We start from the raw sequence: 20,411 nt of genomic DNA, 5'->3' as shown, positions 1-20,411 counted from the left end.
CGGGCGGCGGAGTTCAGGAGAAGTGGCGCTTCTCGTACTCGTCGATGACCTTGCCGAGCTTCGCCGGCCGCTCGGTGAACCCCACGTTCTTATGGGCGTACGTCACCTCGGCCGCCTGGTTGCACGGCCGCACGTCGCGCCCGTACGAGATGCCCTGGCCGGGAATCGTCACGGTGCCGTCAGCGCCGAGAGTGCGACTCCTGACGAGACGGCCATCGCCGCGTGCTTGCGGAGCCTTGGCTAACGCTCATCCGCGTCTGCCCTCTCAGCCGCCGCGCTGCCGGGCTCGGGTACCCGTTGGGTTCAGGCGGTGAGCGCGGTCGGCACCGACGCGGCGTTGTTGACGTCGAGCCGGATCGTGGGCCCGTGCGGCACGCCGATCAGGTCGCCGTCGCGGACGCGCAGTAGCGACACCGGCCGGGGGAGCCGGACACGACACCGAGGATCAGCGCGCCCCGCAGAACCTGACCCATTCGGCCTGGTCCTGGCCCGAGGGCAACGCCATGCCCCGGCCAGCTCGTCCTGCCGCCCTTCCCCCTACACGGATCAAGAGGCCGGTCAAGACGCGTTCTTCTTGACCGGGAGCCGGACCGGGCGATGGATCAGTCCGTCGTTGGTCCAGCGGAGCGTCGACAGGTCCTCCTGGGCGCGGAGGGAGGGCAGCCGCGTCACCAGGGCGCGGAAGGCTTCCTGCAGTTCCATCCTGGCCAGATTCGCCCCCAGGCAGTAGTGGGGGCCGTGGCCGAACGTCAGGTGCGGATTGGGCGGCGCCGTTCCGGCGAACCTCCGGATGTCGAACCGCAGCGGGTCGTCGAACGCCGACGGGTCGTGGTTGGCGCCCGTGGGGTTGGGCAGCACGACGGTGCCCCCGGGAATCACGCCGCCGGGCAGCTCGATGTTCTCGGTGACCAGCCTGAGCAGGCCGTTCCCTCCGGGGCCTTCGCAGCGCAGGATCTCCTCCACCGCCGGTTCCAGGAGTTCGGGGCGGGCCGCCAGTTGCGCGTACTGGTCAGGGTGACACAGAAGGCGGAACGCGCCTCGGATGATGATCGATGCGGTGGTCTCGTGCCCTGCCATGATCAGGGTGAACACCATGTGGGTCAGCTCCGGCTCGCTGAGCCTGTCCCCCTCGTCGCGCGCCTCGATGAGCAGGTCGATGAGGTCGTCGCCCGGCTTGGCGCGGTGCTCGGCGATCAGCTCGCCGGCGTACGCCATGAACGCGGCGAATCCCTCTCCCCTGGCTTCGGCGCTCGCCTCGGACGTGGACAGGAACATCTCCGTCCAGCCGCGGAACTGATCGAACCGGTCCATCGGGACGCCGAGCATCTCGCAGATCACGCGCGCGGGCAGCGGCAGGGCGAAATCGGTGACCAGGTCGAACTCCTGGCCGGCCGCGTCGATCAGCTCGCCGGCGATCGCGGCCGCGCGGGGCCGCCAGCGTTCGATGTGTCTGGGGGTGAAGGTGCCCTGCATGATGCGGCGGTACCGCGTGTGCTCCGGCGGGTCCTGGTTGATCAGTGCCGAGGGGTCGTCCTCGAGGGAGGTGCCGCTGACCATCCTGGGAAGCCCGGGTTCGCGCAGGTTGCGGCTGCTGGCCGGCGAGGCGAGAACGGTACGGACGTCCTCGTAGCCGACGATCATCGGCACCTGGTCCCCGCTCGGCATCGTGACGGGCTCCGCCGGAGCCTCGGCGAGCCTGCGGGCCAGTTCAGGGGAGGCGGTGCCGAGCGGACCGGGCGGAAGGTCGGGCCATGGCCATGGCCATGGGGTGCTGGACAGTTCCGTCATGAGCGCCTCCCGGCGATGCCGTCCGACGAGCCCCATGAACGTACGAAACAACCCGTGTGCGGTCAATGACTCATCGGCCACATCCCTTTGGGACATCCCGCCGTGCCTCCGGCGACTGCAGCCGGCGCTTGATCCACTTGGCCGGTGATCAGTAAGGTTGGGCGTTTTCCTCCCCATCCCCCCATGCCGGAGTGCCTCATGCGCCGCCATCGTTTCGGCCGATTCGCAGCCGGCTTCGCGGCCCTCTACGTGGCCGCCGTGAGCGTCCTCGCCGTCGTCGGGCTGGTCACCGGCGACCTCGTCCCCCTGTGGAGAGTCGTCGCGGACCCGAACGGATACCTGGCGGACGAGATCCGGGCGTGGCCGTGGCTGGCCGCCGTGCTGGTGCCGATCGCCGCGGTGCAGGCGTGGGCGTACCGGGAGGTGTTGCGCGGACGGCTGCGCGGGGAACCGGCGCGGTACGGCCGGGAGGTACGGCTGCTGCGGGTCGCTCTCTACGCCATGTCCGTATACGTCCTGTCCTGGGACCTGCCGATCCCCTACCTGTGGTGGATGTCCCTGGTCGCCAATGTGGTCGAGCTCGTGGCGATATGGCTGTTCTTCCGCGTGCTGCGGGGGAACCCCCGCCGATGGCCACGGGTGCTCATGCTCGTGACCGGCACGCTCAGCGTGGTGTACGACGGCGTCATCACCATCGCGTACCAGAGCGGCAACTACCTCTTCGCCGGGCAGAACTGGACCTGGGCGCTGGACGCCCTGTGGTCGGTATGTCTGGTGTCCCTGCTGGTGGCGCAGGCGCGGGATCCGCGCTGGAACGGCGCGACGGTACGGGCCGGCGTGATCGCGGTCTTCTTCTCGCTCCTTTCGTCCGGCTCGATCTCGGTCGTGGCGTTCGGCGGCGCGGAATCGGTGGCGTGGGAGCTGCTGATGCCCTCGCTCCTGAGCGCGGTTTCGGTCTTCTCGCTGGTCTGGTGGGCGCGTTCCGCGCACGACCTGGGCACGCTCCAGCCTCCCTCTCCCCGGACGGAGCCCGTGCGGGTACGTGCCAGGTGGTGGCCGCTGCCGGCCGTGGCGATCGTGCTCCCGCTGGTCCCCGCAGCCGTCAACCTCGCGCAGGGGATCCCGTTCTGGCTCGGGCCGAAGAACGTGCTGGGCGACGTGGTACGCGAGTTCACCGGGTCGGAGGCCACCGCGTACTGGTTCGCGCTCGACCTCCTCGTCGGCGTCGGCGCGCCGGCGGTGCTGATCCTGGCAGCCGTGCGGCGGCGGACGCGCACGTTACTGCGCGGCACGACGCTGAGCCTGTTCCTGCTGGGCGGGGTCGGCGCCGTGAGCGCGTTCACCTCGGAGCACTCCGCCTTCTTCGGGGAGCTGTGGCTCTACCCGGAAAGCCTCTACGCCGAGCCGGGTGCCACCGTCCCCTACGAGAGCGCCCAGCTCCTCTCCCCCGGCATCTCCCCGCTCTGGTACGCCCTCGCGCTCACCGCCTCCGGCCTCATCCTGCTCTTCCTGTACGCCGCCCCGCCCGCCCATCGCATCCGTCACCATGTCCTCCTGGCGGGGCTCGCCTCGGCGGTGGCCCTGTGCCTGCTGCCCGCAGCGGACCAGGCCCGCGGCCCCGCCACGGACTGCGACCTGCCCGCGCCGTGGGAGGTCGACACGGGCCAGGCGGCGCCGCGCGAGCTGACGGCCGAGCAGAAGTTCGTGTGCTCCCTGCGCAACCACGACGGCGCGCGGGGCCTGCACGTGTTCCCCGCCACCACGCCCGACCAGGTCGTGCTCGCCTACGGGCGCCGGCTGTGCGGCGTCCACACCCGCAACGACCCACGGGAGCTGGCCCGGCTGAAGATCGGCCGCGCCTCCCTCACCGATCCTCTGGCCGGCATCTGCCCCAGCGCCACCGCCATCGTCGAGGCCGCGAAGGCCAAGCAGGACCAGGAGATCGCGGCGATGCAGGCCGACGCCCAAGCCATGTGCGACGCCACGCCGCGCCACCGCCCGCGCATCAAGCCGGCCAGGGCGATCCGGATGAAGGAGCCGCAGTGGACCGACTACGGGGTGCTGCAGACGTACGAGGGAGAAGGAGAGGAGGAAGCGGTGTCGGACACGGACCCCGGCAACGGGCTGGTCTCCTCCTCTCGCGGCATCCTGGCCGTCATGACCCACCCCGACTTCGACCTCTGCGTCACCCTGGAGACCTACACCCGCCGGCCGCCTGTCGAGACCAAGGGCTGGGACAAGGTGGTCGAGGTCGGCTACTACAGCCCGGGCGGCGAGATCGTGCTCTACGACAGCCTCAGCGGCACCGAGCTGCCCAACCTCGCCCTCAACGGGCGCAAGGGTCACTACCGCATCCGCGTGCACCACGCCTGGTTCCCCTGGAAGGGCGAAGCGGAGAGCGGGCAACGGCTGCTGATCATGGCGTATCCGGGCAAGGGCGACAAGGAGGTAGTTCACCGGAAGCGGAGGTGACGTGATCCTCCAGCGTTGCCGCGCTGATCTCAGGACTTCGTCAGGACTGCCCGGGCGCCCAGGCGGAGACTCTTGAGCATGGGGTTCGGGTCGCCCCTGCGGCCGGCCAGGACGACCTGGCTGGGCGGAGCGCCCTCGATCGGGACGGTGACGAGGTCGGGACGCAGTGAGCTGCGCCGATCGCCGACCGGCAGGACGGCGATCGCCCGGCCACTGGCGACGAGTTCGAGCTTGTCCTCGTAGCTCTCGATCTGCGGCACGCCGGCTCCGAGGATCCGATAGGACGTCCAGTCCGCGGTCTCGAACGCGCACGGCGCCGCTTCCTGGCCGGCCAGTTCTTCCGCGGTCACCGACGCGCGGCCGGCCAGGGGATGGCCGCGAGGGACGACGAGCATCCGGGGTTCCTCGTACAGCGGGGTGGTGGATACGTCGTCGGCGGCCAGCGGCAACGGGGTCCTCGCGATCAGGGCGTCGACGCGCCTGTCGGGCAGTGCGCCGACGTCGCGGCAGCTCAGATGCCGGGTGGTGATCTCGGCGTCCGGGTGACGGTGGCGCAGTTCCCGTACGACGGTGGTGATCACCAGGTCTTCGACGTAACCGATGGTGATGCGCTCGCTCCGGGCTAGCTCGCGCACGGCCACTTCGGCCTCGCGGGCGGCCTGCAGCAGGGCTTGGGCCCGGGGCAGGAATGTCCGGCCGGCCGGAGTGAGCCGGGTGCCCTGGGAGGTGCGGTCCAGCAGCCTCGTCCCGAGGTACTTCTCCAGCCGCTGGATCTGGCGGCTCAGCGCCGGCTGGGCCACGTGCAGGTCGGCGGCGGCCCGGCCGAAGTGCTGGTGTTCCGCCACCACGGTGAAGTAGCGCACCAGCCGCAGTTCCAGGTCCCGTCCGAGATCGTTCACCGCTTCAGGGTACGCGTCATGCTGTTTCGGAATGACCCGTTTGCCGGAGGGGTCTTGGACGGCCACGCGGTCCAGGGTCTTGACTTAGGGAGCAACGTTTCCCCTGAGAAAGCGATGGGCGCGATGAAGGCGATCCAGTTCCACGAGGCGGGCGGGCCGGAGGTTCTGTGGTACGAGGAGGTGCCGGTTCCCGGGATCGGCCCGGGCGAGGTGCTCGTCCGGGTGCACGCGGCGGGCATCAACCCGCCGGACTGGTACCTGCGTGAGGGGATGAAGGTCATACCGGCCGAGATGAGGCCGGTGCTGGAGTTCCCGCTCATCCCCGGAACGGACATGTCGGGCGTGGTTGAGGCGGTCGCTCCGGATGTGTCCGGGTTCGCCGTCGGTGACGAGGTCTTCGGCATGCTGCGGTTCCCGGGATTCGACGGCCGCACGTACGCCGAGTACGTGGCCGCTCCGGCTTCCGACCTGGCTCTCAAGCCGGCCGGTATCGGTTTCGTCGAGGCGGCCGGTGCGCCGATGGCTCTGCTGACGGCATGGCAGTACCTGGTCGATCTCGGCCACGACGTGCCCTCTCCCTTCACCGGCCGGGTGCACCGGCCGGTCCCGATCACGCCGGGGATGACCGTACTGGTCAACGGGGCCGCTGGTGGAGTGGGTCATTTCGCGGTGCAGCTGGCGAAGTGGAAGGGGGCACGCGTGATCGCGGTGGCCTCGGGGCGGCACGAGCAGTTCCTGCGCAAGCTCGGCGCCGACGAGTTCATCGACTACACCACGACGTGGGCCGCGGACGTGGTCAGCGGCGTCGACCTGGTGATCGACACCGTCGGCGGCCCGGACAGTTTACGGTTCCTGACCGTGCTCAAGCGTGGCGGCACCATGCTTCCGGTGTTCTTCGCCCAGTACGACCCGGAGGAGACGGCGCGTCTGGGCATCACCGTCTCGATCATTCAGGTGCGTTCCAACGGCCCCCAGCTCGGCGAGATCGGGCGCCTGTTCGACGAGGGCAAGCTCCAGGTCGGGGTGGACAGCGCCTACCCGCTGTCCGAAGCGGCCAGCGCGCACGCGCGGGCCGCGCGGGGGCACATCCAGGGCAAGATCGTGCTGACGGTGTCCTCCTGATCACCGGCCTCCGCCGCTCCATGACCCCGCTCAGGAGTCATGGAGCGGCGGCCGGGCGATGAGTTCGGCAGAGCTGACGGATCTATTCATCCAGAGGATCCGAACGCTGGAGGCACTGATGGACAACGCACGAACCTACGCTGTGACCGCGGCGACCGGACACGTCGGCGGCCACGCGGCGCGTGGGCTCCTTCGAGCCGGTCACCAGGTCCGCGTGATGGGCCGCGACCACGCGCGTCTGAAGGAGCTGGAGGCGGCCGGAGCCGAGGTCCTCGCCGGTGACCTGGCCGACCAGGGCTACGTGGAGGACGCGTTCGCCGACGTCGACGGCGCCCTGCTGATCGTCCCGCCGCGTCCTGCCGCACCGGACTTTCCCCGCTACCAGCGTAGGATCGCCCGGGTCTACGCCTCGGCCGCCGAACGGACCGGGCTGCGGCATGCGGCGTTCGTCAGCACGAAGGGGGCCGACGACGGTCGCGTGGGCGGCCTGATCGCCGGGCACGCCGCCATCGAGTCCATCCTCAACCAGGTGGATGGCCTCAATGTGGTGCACGTCCAGCCGCCGAGCTTCTTCGAGATCCTCTACTACTTCCTGGGGCCGCTGCGGGAGCGGGCTGTGCTCAGCTCGCCCCTCGGCACCGACGCCACCCTTCAGCTGGTCAGCGCGCGCGACGTGGCGGCCGTCGCCGTACGCCTGCTGGGGGATCCGCATTTTCGCGGGGTCAGCGCCGCACCCGTTCATCCCATCCGGCCCATGACCATGCGGGAGATCGCCACGCTGCTCAGCGAGCACCTCGGCCGGCCCGTAGGGGTGGAGCAGACCTCCGCCGAGGCCGACATCGCGGACCTCATGGCGGCGGGCACCGGCCGCAGCTTCGCGACGCTGCTGAACCAGACCTGGGCGATGGCCACCGCGCTGGGCGAGGCACCGTGGGAAGAACCGCCGCCCGCGACTCAGGCGGCGTACCGCATCGAGGACTTCATCCGCGATGAGCTGGTGCCGGCCATTCGCTCGTCGCGGCCGATCTCTGACTATTCAACCGCGACCCGCCCGCGGCGCGCCGCCTGACATCCGTGCTCCGGTCGAAACCGGCGATGAGTTTCGGCCGGTCGCCGGATCAGTAAAGGCGGGATGCGGTACGCGCCGCCCGCGGCGTGATCGATCGGTGGAGAAATACAGAGGAGTGTTCATGGCAGAGCGCAGAGCAGCCGTCGACGTCGCGACGGTGTTCATCAAGGCATTCGGAACCGGTGACATGGCCACAGTCACGGAGTGCCTGGCCGAGGACGTGGTGTTCCAGAGCCCCCGGGTTCGCCTCGAGGGCGCCGAAGCGGTGGCGGCCGCGATCGGGGGGTTCGCTCAGGTTGTCACGGGAGTGGACATCATCGCGGCGCTGGGTGACGCCGAGCAGGCGGTGGTGGTCTACGACATGAGAACCGGACCGTTCGGTACGTTGCGCACCGTCGATCACCTGGTCGTCCGGGACGGCAAGATCATCTCTGATGTGGTGGTGTTCGACACGTACGCGATGCGCAAGGCGGAGGAAGCGCAGGCGGCAGCCGCCGGGTGACCTCCTTCCGGGGTGTTCCGTGCCGCGAGCTCGGGGGCGCGGAACACCAGCCCCAACGATCCGCCGCTGCGGAGGCGGAAGGGAGTCGATGTGACACAGCCAGTGAGGCCGGGCGAGGAGTTCACTCGTCTGGCCGACCCGTACCGCGACGAACTGCTGAAACTGTGCTACCGCATGGTGGGTTCCGTGCACGACGCGGAGGACATCGTGCAGGAGACCTACCTGCGCGCCTGGCGCTCCTACGGGACGTTCGCCGGCCGGTCCTCTCTGCGGACGTGGCTGTACCGGATCGCGACCAACGCCTGCCTCCGCGCCGCGGAGCAGGCCGGCCGCCGCCCCCTGCCGTCCGGCCTCGGCGGGCCCGCCGGCGACCCTGCGGCGCCGGCCGAACCGCGCTGGGACATCCCGTGGCTGCAGCCTATCCCCGCCCGCGTTCCCGACGAGGCGCGAGACCCGGCCGAGGTGGTAGCTGATCGAGGAACGCTGCGCCTGGCGCTGATAGCCGCCCTCCAGGTGCTCCCGCCCAGACAGCGTGCGGTGCTGATCCTGCGCGATGTGCTGATGTGGCGCGCCGCCGAGGTCGCCGAGCTGCTCGACACCACCGTCGCGTCCGTGAACAGCCTGCTGCAGCGGGCCAGGACACAACTCGGCAACCTCCCCGGGCCTGATCTGCAGCTCGCCGAACCCACCGAAGAGCGTCAGCGCGAGCTGCTGCGGCGCTACGTCACCGCGTTCGAAGGGGCCGACATCGACGCGCTGACGCGGACATTGGCGCAGGAGGCGACCTTCGAGATGCCGCCGATCCCCACCTGGTTCGCGGGCCGGGAAGCCGTCGCCCGCTTCCTGACGCCCCGTCTGCCGGCCGCCGGGCAGGCGCGGTTCGTCCGCGTCGACGCGAACGGGCAACCCGGCGTCGCGATCTACCTCGCGACCCGGGACGGTTACTGGCGCGCCCACGCCCTCCACGTGCTCGCCGTTTCCCCGGCCGGGATAGAGCGCATTGTCGCGTTCATGGACAGCAGCGTCTTCTCCCTGTTCGGCCTGCCGCAGATCGATCCGGCGACCGGCCAGGCGGTACGCCGATGACGGCTGGAGCGGGGTTGCTGGAGGCGGCCGTCCGGTACGCCTGTCACGGAGCGCGCGCCGTCGGCCCTGCCGGCCTCGCCCGTGGAACCCGAGCATGCTGCTCGCGCACATGTGCGCATCGGCCGCAGCCCTTCACCTTTCCCGCTGCCGGGAAGAGTGTCCGAGCAATTAGACGGTCAGCGGCACGGGGTGGATCTCGTCGGCCGGGTGCCCCGCACGCTGGTGGATCCTCTGCACGGCGTCGGCGTCCGGCGCCTCGGACAGGCAGTAGACGAGCCCGGAGTCGGGATCGGCCCACGCCGTCTCGAAAGTGACCCGCTCTTCTTCCTGGATGGCCAGGTCAGCGTCGTGGGCCTGCTTGAGCTGGTCCGCGGTGATGCCGGTCATGCCATGGTGGACGTCCATGAATTTCATGGTTTCCTCCCATTCCATGTCCATCCCAGCGTAGATCCGACCCGGGCCACCGGTTTCCCCGTATTGGTTCAAAGCCTGTCCACGGCGAGAAGCAGCCGGCGGGTTCTCACAGTCCGGTGGTGTCGGCGTTGCCGTGGTGACCGCAGGGCCGCGTGCTACTGAACTTTTCGCGAATCCGTCGCATCCAACCCGGTATGAACAAGCTGCAGAAGATCGCCGTGCTGTCCGTACTGCCCGTCGCCGCGGCTGTGGTGGCCCTCCCGGCCCAGGCCGCCGAGCGCCCCAACTGCCCCGTCCCGACCAAGGCGGAGGTGAAGCGGTCGTACGACTCCAAGATCGACAAGCCGCCGAGGGGCGCCACAGCTATCAAGGGAGTCCGCGTCAACCACATCCCGAAGGGGTTCAAGAACGGATCGGTGGTCGTCAACAAGCACGACGGCATCACCGAGTATGGCTACCAGTGGACTGACGACCGCAGCGAGGTGGATCGCCGGAGCCGGTCGCTGTGGGTCAGGGTGGTGTGCTGGCCGAAGGCGAGCAAGCTGGCGCAGCTCAAGAACGGGCCGTTCGACATCGGGACGTTCTCCGGAAAGACCAAGACCGTGAAGATCGGTGACCGTCAGGTGCTCACCCAGCAGGGCGACGGCGCGCTGGGCCACGGCCAGTACGCGGGATGGGTCGAGCGCAAGGGTGTCGTCGTCACCGTGATGGCCAGCCAGCCTCTCGTACCCGAGCTTGCGCAGATCATCAAGGGCATCCAGCTCTGAGCCGGCCGACCTAGCCGTCCAGCCGGGGATCCGGGGCGGCCCACCGAAACTGCCCGCGGTCCCCCGCGTATCCCCCTGACACCGCGACCGGGACCGCGGGCCTCCTCCATATCGTCAAGTCCCGGCGCTGGGGTGGGGGCGACCGGAGACGGCAGCTCAAGAACGCCTGGTGCCTGGCCGGCTCTGTGACACCGGGCGGGTAGCGCTGGGACCGGCCGGAGCGATACCCAGGTGGCGATCGCCGTACCGGCTCGCGGAGGGGTGGCATGGGAAGCGGTTCGAACGAGACCTCGGGTGCCGGCCAGGGCGTGCTGGCGGTGGACGGCGGGCCGGGCCAGGTGCGGGAGCTGCACGCGTGGCTGTCCGAGGATCCCCTGGTCCGCCGGTGGGTGCGCCTGGTCGAGCGCGAGCCTCCTCCCGGGGCGCTGGGCCCGGTGGCCGAGGCGGTGCAGGTGGTGACCGGCTCAGCCGGCGTGGTGGCGGCCGTGGCCGGCGTCCTGATCGCCTGGCTGCGCTACCGCACCAGCGACGTGACGGTCAAGGTGCGCAGGACGGACGGCGACACCGAGGTCGAGGTCAGCGCCCAGCGCGTCAGGACGCTGAACGCCGAGCAGACCCGGGCGCTGGCCGCGCAGGTCGAGGCCGCGCTCAAGGACGGGCCGCCCGCGGAGGGCCCGCGTGACTGACCGGCCGGGGCTGCTGTCCGGCCCTGGGGTGCGGGCGCTGCTGGTGGGGTCGAGCCGGCATGTTCCCGGAGCGCTGACGGGCGACGTGCCCGCGGCGGCCACGAGCGCGCGGGATCTCGCCGACGCCCTGGTCAAGGCCACCGGGCTGGCCCGCGAGCACGTGACCTGCCTGCTGGATCCGCCCGATCCCTCCCACCTGGCGGCGGAGATCGACGCCCTGGCCGGGCGGGCGGGCGAGGTGCTGCTGTTCTGGTACGCCGGTCATGGGCTGATCGGGCCGGACAACCGGCTGTACCTGGCCACGCGGGCGAGCGTGGACCTGGGACGGGGGCCGCCGCGCAACCAGGCGCTGCCGTACGCCGAGGCGCGCGAGCTGCTGACCAGGAGCCGGGCCGGGCTCAGCATCGTGATCATGGACTGCTGCTGGGCTGGCCGCGCCGCGGGCTGGCCGGACAGCTACCTGCTGACCGCCACCAGCATGGACGAGGCCGCCTGGTCGCTGCCCGGCGAGCGGCACACGGCGTTCACCGGGGCGCTGATCCGCCTGCTGTCGGAGGGGGATCCCGCCGGGCCGCCGCTGCTGTCCCTGGACGACGTGCACGCCGCGCTCAACCGGGATCTGCGGGCGCGCGGCCTGCCGCGCCCGCGCAGGCAGGCCGCCGACGCCGCCGGGCGCCGTCCCTTCGCGGTCAACGTCGCCTACCGGCTTCCCGCGGGACGCCCGCTGCCCGCCCCGGCGGCGCAGGACGGCAGCCGCAGCCCGTTCCTGGGGCTGCACTCCTACGGGGAGGAGGACGCGGCGCTGTTCTTCGGCCGCGCGGAGCTCACGCGCACGCTGGAGGAGCGCGTGCGCCGCTGCGGCGGGGAGCCGCTGCTGGTCGCCGGCCCTTCGGGGGCGGGGAAGTCGTCGGTGCTGCGGGCCGGGCTGATCCCGGCTCTGGGCGTGCGCCGCTGCCTGCTGCTCACGCCGGGCGCGGCCCCGCCGGCGCGCCTGCGCGAGGCGATCGAGGCCGTCGCCGACGTCCCGGAACGGGCGGAACCGGCGGAACAAGCGGGATGGGCGGAGCTGGTGGAGGCCCTGCCCGGCGACGCGGTGATCGTGGTGGACCAGTTCGAGGAGCTGTTCACCGAATGCACCGACCAGGCGCAGCGGGCGGCGTTCATCGCGGCGCTGGCCGCGGCGGCGCGCCGCGCCGCGGTCGTGATCGGCGTGCGCGCCGACTTCTTCGGTCACTGCACCTCCTTCCCCGAGCTCACCCACGCGCTGGAGCACCCGGTCGTGGTCGGCCCGCTCAGCCGCGAGCAACTGCGCGAGGTGATCGAGCAGCCCGCCCGGCTGGCGGGCCTGGCCCTCGAAGAAGGGCTGGTGGAGCTGCTGCTGGAGGACCTGGGAGCCGGGCTGGGCGGCCCGCCGCTGCCGTTGCTCTCCCACGCGCTGCTGGCCACCTGGCAACGCCGCGAGAACGGCGTGCTCACCCTGGGCGGGTACCGGGCCACCGGCGGCATCGGCCAGGCGCTGGCCCGTACCGCCGATCAGATCCTGGACGGGCTGGGCGAGGACGGGCAGCGGCTCGCCCGCCGGATGCTGGTGCGGCTGGTGCACCTGGGCGAGAACACCGGCGACACCCGCAGGACCGCGCCGCTGTCCGACGTGCTGCCGGCCCGTGAGGAGCACGACCTGGCCCGTACGGTGCTCGACGCCTTCACCCGCGCCCGCCTCGTCACGGTCGACAGCGACCGGGCGGAGATCGTCCACGAGGCGCTGATCCGGGCCTGGCCCCGGCTGCGCGCCTGGCTCCAGGCCGACCGCGCCGACCTGCTGGCGCTGCAGCAGCTCGCGCAGGACGCCGCCCGCTGGGACGCCCACCACCGCCAGGCCGGCTACCTCTACAGCGGCGCCCGCCTGGCCGCCATCGCTCCCGCGCGGCGGCGCTGGGAGGCCGACCCCGCCCAGCACGCCGCGCTCGGGGAGGTCGCCCGCGACTTCCTGCGAGCCGGCGACCAGGCCGTGCGGCGGCTGGCGCGGCGGCGGCGGGCGACGTTCGTCACGCTGGTGGCTCTCGTGATCACATCGCTGGCGGGCGCCGGGACCGCCGTCCTCGCGGCCCGCGACGCCGACGCGCAGCAGCGGCTGACCGAGACCCAGAGCCGTCAGGCCCTGTCACGTCAGCTCGCCACGCAAAGCGAACGCGTCCTGACCCGCGACCCCCTCCAGGCGCAGGCGCTCGCCGCCACCGCCTGGCACTTCGCGCCCACCGACGATGCCCGCCGCGCCCTGCTCAGCGCGTCGAGCACACCCGGCAAGGGCTCGCTCATCGGGCACGCCGAGGCCGTCGAAGGAGTGGCGTTCAGCCAGGACGGCCGGACCGTGGCCAGTTCCGGTCAGGACGGCACCGTCCGGCTGTGGGACGTGACCACCCGGCGCCAGCTCGGCGCGCCGCTCACCAGCGGGAAGACGGAGATCGACGCGGTGGCGTTCAGCCCGGACGGCCGCATTCTCGCCGCCGCTGCCGCCGACGCCACCGTACGCCTGTGGGACGTGGCCACGCGCCGCCCGCTCGGCGGGCCGCTGAAGAGCCGGGAAGACCTCAGCACGCTGGTGTTCAGCCCGGACGGGCGCACCCTGGCCGGCTCCGGTCACACCGGGAAGGGCGCCCAGCTGTGGGACGTGGCCACGCGCCGCCAGATCCGCCTCCTCGCAGGACAGGGCTACGGGATCGGGTCGGTGGCGTTCAGTCCCGACGGCCGCAGGCTCGCCACCACCAGCGAGAAGGTCGTGACGTTGTGGGACGCGGCGACCGGCGGCAAGATCGGCGCCGTCGGCTTCGAGGACGAGATCAAATCGGTGGCGTTCAGCGTGGACGGCCGCACGCTGGCCGGGGCGGGCAACGGCACGGAGGTGGCGTTGTGGGACGTCGCCACCCTCCGGAGCAAGGGCTCCATCAGCAGCGGGCACGACCCTCACCATGTGGCCTTCTCCCCCGACGGCCGGGTCCTGGCCACCACCGGGGGTGACGGGACCAAGCTGTGGGACGTGGCCACCCGGCGCCAGCTCGGCGCCACGCTCGGCGGCCACACGGACGAGGTCGTCTCGATGGCCTTCAGCCGCGACGGCCGGACGGCGGCCACCGCGGGTCTCGACAAGACGGTCCGGCTGTGGAACGTGTCCATCTTCCGCCAGTTCGGGACTCCGCTCACCACCGGGACGGACGATCTCATGTCAGCGGGGTTCAGCGCCGACGGCCACACCCTGGTCACGACGGACGAGAACGACAAGGCGCGCCTGTGGGAGGTGGCCGCCGGCCGCCCGATCGGCGCCCCGTTCACCGGCCACCTGGCGGCGCCGGCCCCGGACGGCCGCACGCTGGCCGTGGTCACCGGGGACGGCACGGTGCAACTGTGGGACGTGGAGGGACGCAGGCGTCTCGGCAAGCCCTTCACCGCCGATCGCTCGTACGTCGATGACCTGCTCTTCAGCCGCGACGGCCGGGCGCTGCTCACGCTCGGCCGGGAGGGGACGAGGCTGTGGGAGGTGGCGACGCGCCGCCCGATCGGCGTCCCGATGCGGCTGGAAGGGGCGTCGTACCCGATGGCGGCGTTGAGCCCCGACGGTCGGGTCCTGGCCGCCACGACCCAGTTCGACGGCAACGTCGTGGACCTGTGGGACGCGGGCGCCCAGCGCCGCATCGCGGCCCTCACCGGTCATACGGGGACGATCACGGCGCTGGCGTTCAGCCCCGACGGCCGCATCCTGGCCAGCGCCGGCAGTGACGTGGACAGGACGATCAGGTTGTGGGAGGTGGCGACCCGCCGCCAGATCGGCACGCCGATGACCGGGCATGACGGGGGCGTCACCTCGTTGACCTTCAGCCCCGACGGGCGGTTCCTGGCCAGCGGCGGCAACGACAGGAGGATCCGCCTGTGGGACGTGGCCACCCAGCAGCCGATCGGCGCCGCGATCACCGGCCATGAGGCGTATGTCGCGGCGATGGCGTTCAGCGCGGACGGGCGCACGCTGGTCAGCGCCGGAGGTGGCGTCGAGGCGGCCATGCGGCGCTGGGACGTCGGACTTCCCGCCGACCGTGACCTGTTCGCCTCGGCCTGCGTCGCGGCCGGCAGGTCGATGACGGCGCAGGAGTGGCAGGAGTTCAACCTGCCGGCACCGCATCGCCGGGCGTGCTCCGCTGTGCTCGGCCGGTGAAGCAGCCGTGCGCCGCGCTCGGCCGGCGGTGCGGCCGCGGTCATCGACGCCAGGCGGACGTCCGCGCTGCGGTCTCGGCCTCTCCGGCAGCGCGGCCGGCGCTCCAGACCATCGTCCGCTGGTGGACCCGCCGGCCGTCGTGCCGGAGGCCGGGCACCAGGGGCGCCGGGCCGTGCTCGGCGAAGCCCATGCGTTCGAAGAACCGCACCGCCCGGGTGTTCTCGACCAGGGTCTGCAGGTGGCAGCCGGGAGATCCGGCCGTCCTGAGCCGGTCGAACCACCGGCTCATCAGCCCGTCGGCGGCGCCGGTCCCCCGGGCCTCGGGTGCCACGTTGATGTGCAGGTGCGCGGGCCACCGGGTGTCGGCGAACTCGCCGACGCGGGGCTGCCTGCGGACCGCGGCCCACGCCAGGTCGGCCAGGCTGCGCGCGAAGAAGGCCGCCGGCCTGGCCCGGAACATCAGCTTGTAGGTCCGCATGGCCTTCTCCATGCGCTCCCCCTCCCCGGGGAACCTCGCGCTGTCGAGGCAGCCCGTCAGGTAGCCCACCAGGGCGCCCCCGGAGACCGCGACGAAGAGCGAGTCCGGCTCCAGCTCCATGTAGGGGTCCAGGTAGACGGCCGCCTCCGAGTCCACGTGCCCCCACAGCGACGCCGTGGGAGCGCCCTCCCCCACGCGCCCGAACAGCTCGCGCAGCTCAGCACGGTCGCCCGGTGCGAACGTACGGATCTCCATCACGCCTCCATCATCATGTACGTCCTACTCTGTACGTCATACGCAATTATTAGCCTATATGACATACACAGATCCCGATCGCACGAGAGGATGTTCGATGGCAGAGCTGCCACCCGTCGTGGCGCGGATGTGGGACCGCGAACCCACCACGCGCAGAGGCCCCCGGCCGCGCCTGGACCTGGCCACGATCACGACGGCCGCCATCGAGATCGCCGACGCCGAAGGGCTGGCCGCCGTCTCCATGAGCAACGTCGCCGCCCAGGTGGGCGTCGCCCCGATGGCGCTCTACCGGTACGTCGGCAGCAAGGACGAACTGCTGACCGTCATGGCCGACAGCGCCGTGCCCCCACCACCCGAACGCGGGAACCTGCCCTGGCGCCCCTACCTGGCCACGTGGACCCGGCTCACCCGCGACGTCCTGCTGTCGCGGCCCTGGCTGCTGGAGCTGCGCCCGAGCACCCCGCCCATGGGCCCGCGGCGGCTGCTCTGGCTTGACCGGGCCCTGGACGCGCTGTCCGACACCGGGCTGGACGACGGCCAGCGATTCCACGCCGCCACGGTGCTGACCGGCTACGCCCTCACCGACGCCACCCTCACCCACTCGCTCGGCGCCGGGGGCACCGAACTCGCCGCCAGGGCCAAGGGCGCCACCGAGTACGGCGAGATACTCACCGAGGTCCTCGACCCCGCGACGTACCCGGCGCTGTCGGCCATGATGCGCGCCGGCCTGCTCAGGGACTCCACCGGCTGGACCGAGGACGCCGACTTCCAGTTCGGCCTCAACCTCCTGCTGGACGGCATAGAAGCGCTGATCTCCCGCCCAGCCCGGTAACCGGCCCCGCCGGCTCCGAACGCGACCAGGCAGGCGGGGCCGGTCCGCTGTCGGCCATCCCCCAGCGGACCGTCCAGGGCGCGGTGCGGGACCTGGCCGACCGGTGCGGAGATACGGCTCGCACAGGGTGGGACAAGTCCAGCGCGATAAGCTTCCGGCTCCGACATGGCGGGCGAATGTGGAGGTGATCACGGTGCATCCGGTCTTGTGACAGCCCCATCCCGGGGCGTCGCGGAGCCGAAAGGTGACCGTATGAGCAAGACCGACAAGACCCGGCCCTGGTGGGTGGGCATGGCTGAAGCGCCGATGGCGAACTGCCGTCCCGTGCACGATCATCGGTTCGGGCCGTGCACGCTGCCGGAGGAGATCACCGCCGACAGCGCGTTCATGAACCGCCGCGGAAGAAGCGGCTGCTACTGGGGCGCCACTGACCACTACCTGTTCGAATGCGGCATTCTCGGCGGCGGCCGGGAGTGGAGTCACATCCGCCGCGAGGACCGGCGCCGGAGCCGCCACCAGGCACGCCATGAGCTGCGCACCTGCAACGGCAGGGGCTGAAGGACTCCACGTTACTGGCCGCGCACTGCTGCAACATCGGCTGTGCCTCGGTCACCGGAGCCGCGACCGGCTCTCCTGGTTTGACTGCGGAGGGGCGGCTGTGCGAGCCTCTTGTGTCATCTCTCCGAAAGGGCTGGTCGTGACGCTAGGCATGGTTCTCGGCGATCTCTCCTCTCGCGCTTCGACGCGGGAGCGGTAGCCCTACCTGCCCTGACACGCGCGCCCGTGCTGCAGCAGCACGGGCCGTCCGCCCTGCTCCTCGTCGAAGTGCTCTTCGTGCCCCTGCACGTTCGATTCACGAGGAGTACGTGGTGTCCACCATTCACTGGACCGAGACAGGCATCCTCCGTTCCGCGCACTGGCATTCCGAGAGTGCGACACCGCCTCCCAGCCGGGTCGTCGGCGCGGACGACCGTGTGAAAGCCGACACTGCTCACCGTCTGGCCTGCGAAGGAACCGCCTTGCTGTGGCAGGGCGACTTCCACAACGCACGTCAACTCCTGCAGGCGATGGGCCGCCGCATCGACCGGAAACCTTCCCGGCAGGGCGGCAGCCCGGCAGAGTCCTTCCACCTGCACCGCAGAGCCCGCGCCCACCGGGCCCGCGTGCTCGGCAGGCTCCTCGTTCTGCTGGAAGACGACTACAGCCTCAACCTGCGCAGAGCCCCCGACGTGCGCCAGGCATGCACCGAGGCGTACGGGCCGCCGTCCGGGCCGATGGCCGTCTCGCTCACAGAACTACTGGGCGTGATCGGAGCGCACCAGTGGCGTACGAAGGGCGTGGAAGTACCGGCCCTCGACGCCCGCATTCACCCACACTACGGCGTGTTCTCCCCGGTCAGGGGCGAATACGTCGACCTCGTCGCACATGCACCGCTCCCCGCGGGGCGCCGCACCGCGTTCGACCTCGGAACGGGAGCGGGAGTGCTCGCCGCCGTCCTGGCCCGACGGGGAATCGACCACGTCGTGGCCAGCGACATCAGCCCCCGCGCCCTGACGTGTGCCCGCGAGAACATCCGCCGGCTGCGCCTCACCGGACGCGTCGACGTCGTGGGCCCCGGCCTCTTTCCGGACGGAAACGCGCACCTCGTGGTCTGCAACCCGCCCTGGATCCCGGCCCGGCCCACCTCCGCCGTCGAGCAAGGCGTCTACGACCCGGGCAGCAGCATGCTCCGCGCCTTCCTGTACGGGCTGACCGCACACCTCGAACCGGGAGGTGAAGGATGGCTCATCCTGTCGGACCTGGCCGAGCACCTCGGGCTCAGGACGCGGAGTGAACTGCTGGCCGACATCAAGGCAGCCGGCCTGCACGTGGTGGACAAAATCGACACCAGGCCGCAGCATCCACGAGCGCGGGACACCGCTGACTTCCTCCATGCCGCCCGCGCTGCGGAAGTCACCTCGCTCTGGCGTCTCACCGGCGCCGCCACCCGGCCGCTGGGTCCTTGGTCGCGCTGATTCGCAACAACCGATCGCCAAGCCGCAACGTCCGCACCTCACGGCGACCCCCGGCCCAGCGCGAGACTGGCCCGCATGAGCGCAAAAAGATCGCGTTTTGCCACGTCAATGGCGAGCCCGCCGATCCGGCGGCTACTCGCTCTGGTCACCGGCGGCTGCCTTGCCCTGACCGCGTGCGTCACACAGGCCGCGGCGCAGCCATCCACGGCGCCCAAGCCACGCCCGTCGATCGTGAAGCTGGACTCGGGCCGGATACGGGGAGTGGACGACGGTGCCGTCAGGACGTACTCGGGGATCCGCTTCGCGCAGCCGCCGCTGGGCAGGCTGCGGTGGAAGGAGCCGGTGCGGGTTGCCCCGTGGCGGGGGGTGGCCGACGCCACCAAGCCCGGCCGGCCATGCCCGCAGGCGGACAGGGGTAAGCAGCTCGGCGGGGAGGACTGCCTGTTCCTCGACGTGACCGCACCGGCCAAGGCGTCTCGAAAGCCGCTGCCGGTGATGGTGTGGCTGCACGGCGGCGGCTTCGTCGAAGGCTCCGGCAGCATGTACGACGCCCGGCGGATGGCCGGCCAGGGCGAGGTGATCGTGGTGACGCCCAACTACCGGCTCGGCGCGTTCGGCTACCTCGCGCTGCCGGGGCTGCCGGGCTCGGGCACCTTCGGGCTGGCCGACCAGCTCGAAGCCCTGCGATGGGTGCAGCGCAACGCTGCGGCCTTCGGCGGCGACCCCGGCAACGTGACGCTGATCGGCCAGTCCGCCGGCGGGATGAGCACCTGCGCGCTGCTGACCTCCCCGGCCACGCGCGGCCTGGTCGACAAGGCCGTCATGCAGTCGGGGACGTGCACGCTCAACTGGCCGTCCGGCACCTACGTCCCCGTTCCGGACATGCCGCCGTTCACGCCATACGCTTCGCTGAAGACCAGCCGGGACATCGGTCTGGCCGCGGCCAAGCAGCTCGGCTGCGCGGCGGGCAAGGAGCTGGAGTGCCTGCGCTCCAAGCCGGTCTCCGAGCTGATGAAGATCAACGAACGGTTCGGCAGCGCCCTCGCCCACGGCACGCCGCTGCTGCCGCTGGACCCGGCGCAGGCGCTGCGCACGGGCAGGTTCCTGCGCGTGCCGGTGATCTCCGGCGCCACCAGGAGCGAGAGCAACGGCTTCGTCGCCGGCGCTGCACAGGCCGGCATCCCGGTGACCGCCGAGAACTACCCCGCTCTGATGAAGAGCGCGTTCGGCGATCAGGCCGGCACGGTGATGCGGGAATACCCGCTGACGGCCTTCTCCTCGCCCGGCCTGGCCTGGGCGACGGTGAGCAGCGACCGCGCATGGGCCTGCCCGACCCTGGAAGGCAACCAGGCGCTGGCCGCCCGCACTACGGTGTACGCCTATGAGTTCGCCGACGCCCAGGCCCCGAACATCGCCGGCATTCCCTCCGGCTTCCCGCTGGGCGCCCAGCACGCCAGTGACCTGCCCTACCTGTTCGACCTGGACGGCGAGTCCTGGGACGGGCTCATCTCCGAGCAGTGGCGGCTGGCGCAGCAGATGATCGGCTACTGGATGTCCTTCGCCCACAGCGGCAAGCCCCAGGCCGCCGGCGCACCCGCCTGGCACGCCTTCACCCCGTCCGGCCAGACCGTGCTCAGCCTGAAACCCGCGAGCCAGGGCGGCATCGGCCCGGTCGACCTCGGCGACGAGCACCGGTGCGCCTTCTGGCGCGGACTTACCGACTGATCACCGCCGTGGGGGGGGGGGGCGGGGGCCCCCGCGCCCCCGGGCGGGGGGGCGAGGAAGCAGAAAAAATGAGGATTGTTTGAGCCCGGGTGATACCCCA

The 20,411-nt window shown here is 71.4% G+C and carries 17 protein-coding genes; 12 read left to right on the top strand and 5 right to left on the bottom strand.

Features of this window, described 5'->3' with window-relative positions:
* Window positions 1-13: 13 nt before the first annotated feature.
* Together AB0G11_RS42055 and AB0G11_RS42050 are read right to left on the bottom strand one after the other, a co-directional pair.
* Complete coding sequence (locus tag AB0G11_RS42055) at window positions 14-172, bottom strand: hypothetical protein (RefSeq protein WP_357592435.1); 159 nt, start codon at window positions 170-172, stop codon at window positions 14-16.
* Window positions 173-558: 386 nt separating this feature from the next.
* Complete coding sequence (locus tag AB0G11_RS42050; RefSeq protein ID WP_357592433.1) at window positions 559-1,788, bottom strand: cytochrome P450; 1,230 nt, start codon at window positions 1,786-1,788, stop codon at window positions 559-561.
* Window positions 1,789-1,986: 198 nt separating this feature from the next.
* Between AB0G11_RS42050 and AB0G11_RS42045 the strand changes: the two genes are divergently transcribed.
* Window positions 1,987-4,260: a hypothetical protein gene (locus AB0G11_RS42045; protein ID WP_357592431.1), complete on the top strand. Its 2,274-nt coding sequence runs from the start codon at window positions 1,987-1,989 to the stop codon at window positions 4,258-4,260.
* A 29-nt stretch (window positions 4,261-4,289) separates the two neighbouring features.
* On the opposite strand, the gene AB0G11_RS42040 is transcribed toward AB0G11_RS42045, so the two are convergent.
* Window positions 4,290-5,159 carry a LysR family transcriptional regulator gene (locus AB0G11_RS42040; RefSeq protein ID WP_357592429.1) on the bottom strand — a complete coding sequence of 290 codons (870 nt, stop codon included), beginning with the start codon at window positions 5,157-5,159 and terminating at the stop codon, window positions 4,290-4,292.
* A gap of 123 nt (window positions 5,160-5,282) precedes the next feature.
* On the opposite strand from AB0G11_RS42040, the gene AB0G11_RS42035 reads away from it, so the two are divergent.
* The 4 genes from AB0G11_RS42035 to AB0G11_RS42020 all read left to right on the top strand — a co-directional run bounded on the left by AB0G11_RS42035 (window position 5,283) and on the right by AB0G11_RS42020 (window position 8,938).
* Window positions 5,283-6,281: an NADP-dependent oxidoreductase gene (locus tag AB0G11_RS42035; protein ID WP_357592427.1), complete on the top strand. Its 999-nt coding sequence runs from the start codon at window positions 5,283-5,285 to the stop codon at window positions 6,279-6,281.
* Window positions 6,282-6,339: 58 nt separating this feature from the next.
* Window positions 6,340-7,350, top strand: coding sequence for an NAD(P)H-binding protein (locus tag AB0G11_RS42030; RefSeq protein WP_357592425.1), 1,011 nt, complete (start codon window positions 6,340-6,342; stop codon window positions 7,348-7,350).
* A 121-nt stretch (window positions 7,351-7,471) separates the two neighbouring features.
* Entirely contained in the window at window positions 7,472-7,852 is a 381-nt protein-coding gene (locus tag AB0G11_RS42025; RefSeq protein ID WP_219508595.1) for a nuclear transport factor 2 family protein, read from the top strand.
* Between the two features lie 90 nt (window positions 7,853-7,942).
* The gene (locus AB0G11_RS42020) at window positions 7,943-8,938 is read left to right on the top strand and encodes a sigma-70 family RNA polymerase sigma factor (protein WP_357592423.1); all 996 of its coding nucleotides are present in this window, start codon (window positions 7,943-7,945) and stop codon (window positions 8,936-8,938) included.
* Window positions 8,939-9,106: 168 nt separating this feature from the next.
* Here the strand turns inward: AB0G11_RS42020 and AB0G11_RS42015 are convergent, their stop codons facing one another.
* Window positions 9,107-9,343: an SCO4226 family nickel-binding protein gene (locus AB0G11_RS42015; RefSeq protein ID WP_246645752.1), complete on the bottom strand. Its 237-nt coding sequence runs from the start codon at window positions 9,341-9,343 to the stop codon at window positions 9,107-9,109.
* 203 nt (window positions 9,344-9,546) lie between these two features.
* On the opposite strand from AB0G11_RS42015, the gene AB0G11_RS42010 reads away from it, so the two are divergent.
* From AB0G11_RS42010 to AB0G11_RS42000, 3 genes are all read left to right on the top strand, one after another.
* Window positions 9,547-10,119 carry a hypothetical protein gene (locus AB0G11_RS42010; RefSeq protein ID WP_219508598.1) on the top strand — a complete coding sequence of 191 codons (573 nt, stop codon included), beginning with the start codon at window positions 9,547-9,549 and terminating at the stop codon, window positions 10,117-10,119.
* A gap of 266 nt (window positions 10,120-10,385) precedes the next feature.
* Entirely contained in the window at window positions 10,386-10,805 is a 420-nt protein-coding gene (locus AB0G11_RS42005) for a hypothetical protein (protein WP_357592421.1), read from the top strand.
* Entirely contained in the window at window positions 10,798-15,006 is a 4,209-nt protein-coding gene (locus tag AB0G11_RS42000; protein WP_357592419.1) for a hypothetical protein, read from the top strand. Before AB0G11_RS42005 ends, AB0G11_RS42000 begins: the two co-directional genes overlap by 8 nt.
* A gap of 40 nt (window positions 15,007-15,046) precedes the next feature.
* On the opposite strand, the gene AB0G11_RS41995 is transcribed toward AB0G11_RS42000, so the two are convergent.
* Window positions 15,047-15,739 (bottom strand): GNAT family N-acetyltransferase, encoded by a 693-nt coding sequence (locus AB0G11_RS41995; RefSeq protein ID WP_219508601.1) that lies wholly within the window; start codon window positions 15,737-15,739, stop codon window positions 15,047-15,049.
* 97 nt (window positions 15,740-15,836) lie between these two features.
* On the opposite strand from AB0G11_RS41995, the gene AB0G11_RS41990 reads away from it, so the two are divergent.
* The 4 genes from AB0G11_RS41990 (at window position 15,837) to AB0G11_RS41975 (ending at window position 20,311) form a co-directional block, all read left to right on the top strand.
* Window positions 15,837-16,571: a TetR/AcrR family transcriptional regulator gene (locus AB0G11_RS41990; RefSeq protein ID WP_219508602.1), complete on the top strand. Its 735-nt coding sequence runs from the start codon at window positions 15,837-15,839 to the stop codon at window positions 16,569-16,571.
* Between the two features lie 252 nt (window positions 16,572-16,823).
* On the top strand, window positions 16,824-17,129 hold the full coding sequence (locus tag AB0G11_RS41985; protein WP_219508603.1) for a hypothetical protein: 306 nt from the start codon (window positions 16,824-16,826) through the stop codon (window positions 17,127-17,129).
* 461 nt (window positions 17,130-17,590) lie between these two features.
* The gene (locus AB0G11_RS41980) at window positions 17,591-18,586 is read left to right on the top strand and encodes a class I SAM-dependent methyltransferase (RefSeq protein WP_357592417.1); all 996 of its coding nucleotides are present in this window, start codon (window positions 17,591-17,593) and stop codon (window positions 18,584-18,586) included.
* A 75-nt stretch (window positions 18,587-18,661) separates the two neighbouring features.
* Entirely contained in the window at window positions 18,662-20,311 is a 1,650-nt protein-coding gene (locus AB0G11_RS41975) for a carboxylesterase family protein (RefSeq protein WP_357592415.1), read from the top strand.
* Window positions 20,312-20,411: the final 100 nt, after the last annotated feature.

Source organism: Nonomuraea sp. NPDC023979 (assembly GCF_040639085.1).
GTDB classification, from domain to species: Bacteria; Actinomycetota; Actinomycetes; order Streptosporangiales; family Streptosporangiaceae; genus Nonomuraea; species Nonomuraea ceibae.
This window is presented reverse-complemented; position numbering and strand designations above follow the sequence as displayed.

Excerpts from the sequence above, each read along its gene's own strand:
- AB0G11_RS41985 (WP_219508603.1), top strand. The coding sequence starts at position 16,824 with ATGAGCAAGACCGACAAGACCCGGCCCTGGTGGGTGGGCATGGCTGAA.
- AB0G11_RS42025 (WP_219508595.1), top strand. The coding sequence starts at position 7,472 with ATGGCAGAGCGCAGAGCAGCCGTCGACGTCGCGACGGTGTTCATCAAG.
- AB0G11_RS42045 (WP_357592431.1), top strand. The coding sequence starts at position 1,987 with ATGCGCCGCCATCGTTTCGGCCGATTCGCAGCCGGCTTCGCGGCCCTC.
- AB0G11_RS42050 (WP_357592433.1), bottom strand. The coding sequence starts at position 1,788 with ATGACGGAACTGTCCAGCACCCCATGGCCATGGCCATGGCCCGACCTT.
- AB0G11_RS42015 (WP_246645752.1), bottom strand. The coding sequence starts at position 9,343 with ATGGACGTCCACCATGGCATGACCGGCATCACCGCGGACCAGCTCAAG.
- AB0G11_RS42030 (WP_357592425.1), top strand. The coding sequence starts at position 6,340 with ATGAGTTCGGCAGAGCTGACGGATCTATTCATCCAGAGGATCCGAACG.
- AB0G11_RS42035 (WP_357592427.1), top strand. The coding sequence starts at position 5,283 with ATGAAGGCGATCCAGTTCCACGAGGCGGGCGGGCCGGAGGTTCTGTGG.
- AB0G11_RS42005 (WP_357592421.1), top strand. The coding sequence starts at position 10,386 with ATGGGAAGCGGTTCGAACGAGACCTCGGGTGCCGGCCAGGGCGTGCTG.
- AB0G11_RS41995 (WP_219508601.1), bottom strand. The coding sequence starts at position 15,739 with ATGGAGATCCGTACGTTCGCACCGGGCGACCGTGCTGAGCTGCGCGAG.
- AB0G11_RS41990 (WP_219508602.1), top strand. The coding sequence starts at position 15,837 with ATGGCAGAGCTGCCACCCGTCGTGGCGCGGATGTGGGACCGCGAACCC.
- AB0G11_RS42010 (WP_219508598.1), top strand. The coding sequence starts at position 9,547 with ATGAACAAGCTGCAGAAGATCGCCGTGCTGTCCGTACTGCCCGTCGCC.
- AB0G11_RS41975 (WP_357592415.1), top strand. The coding sequence starts at position 18,662 with ATGAGCGCAAAAAGATCGCGTTTTGCCACGTCAATGGCGAGCCCGCCG.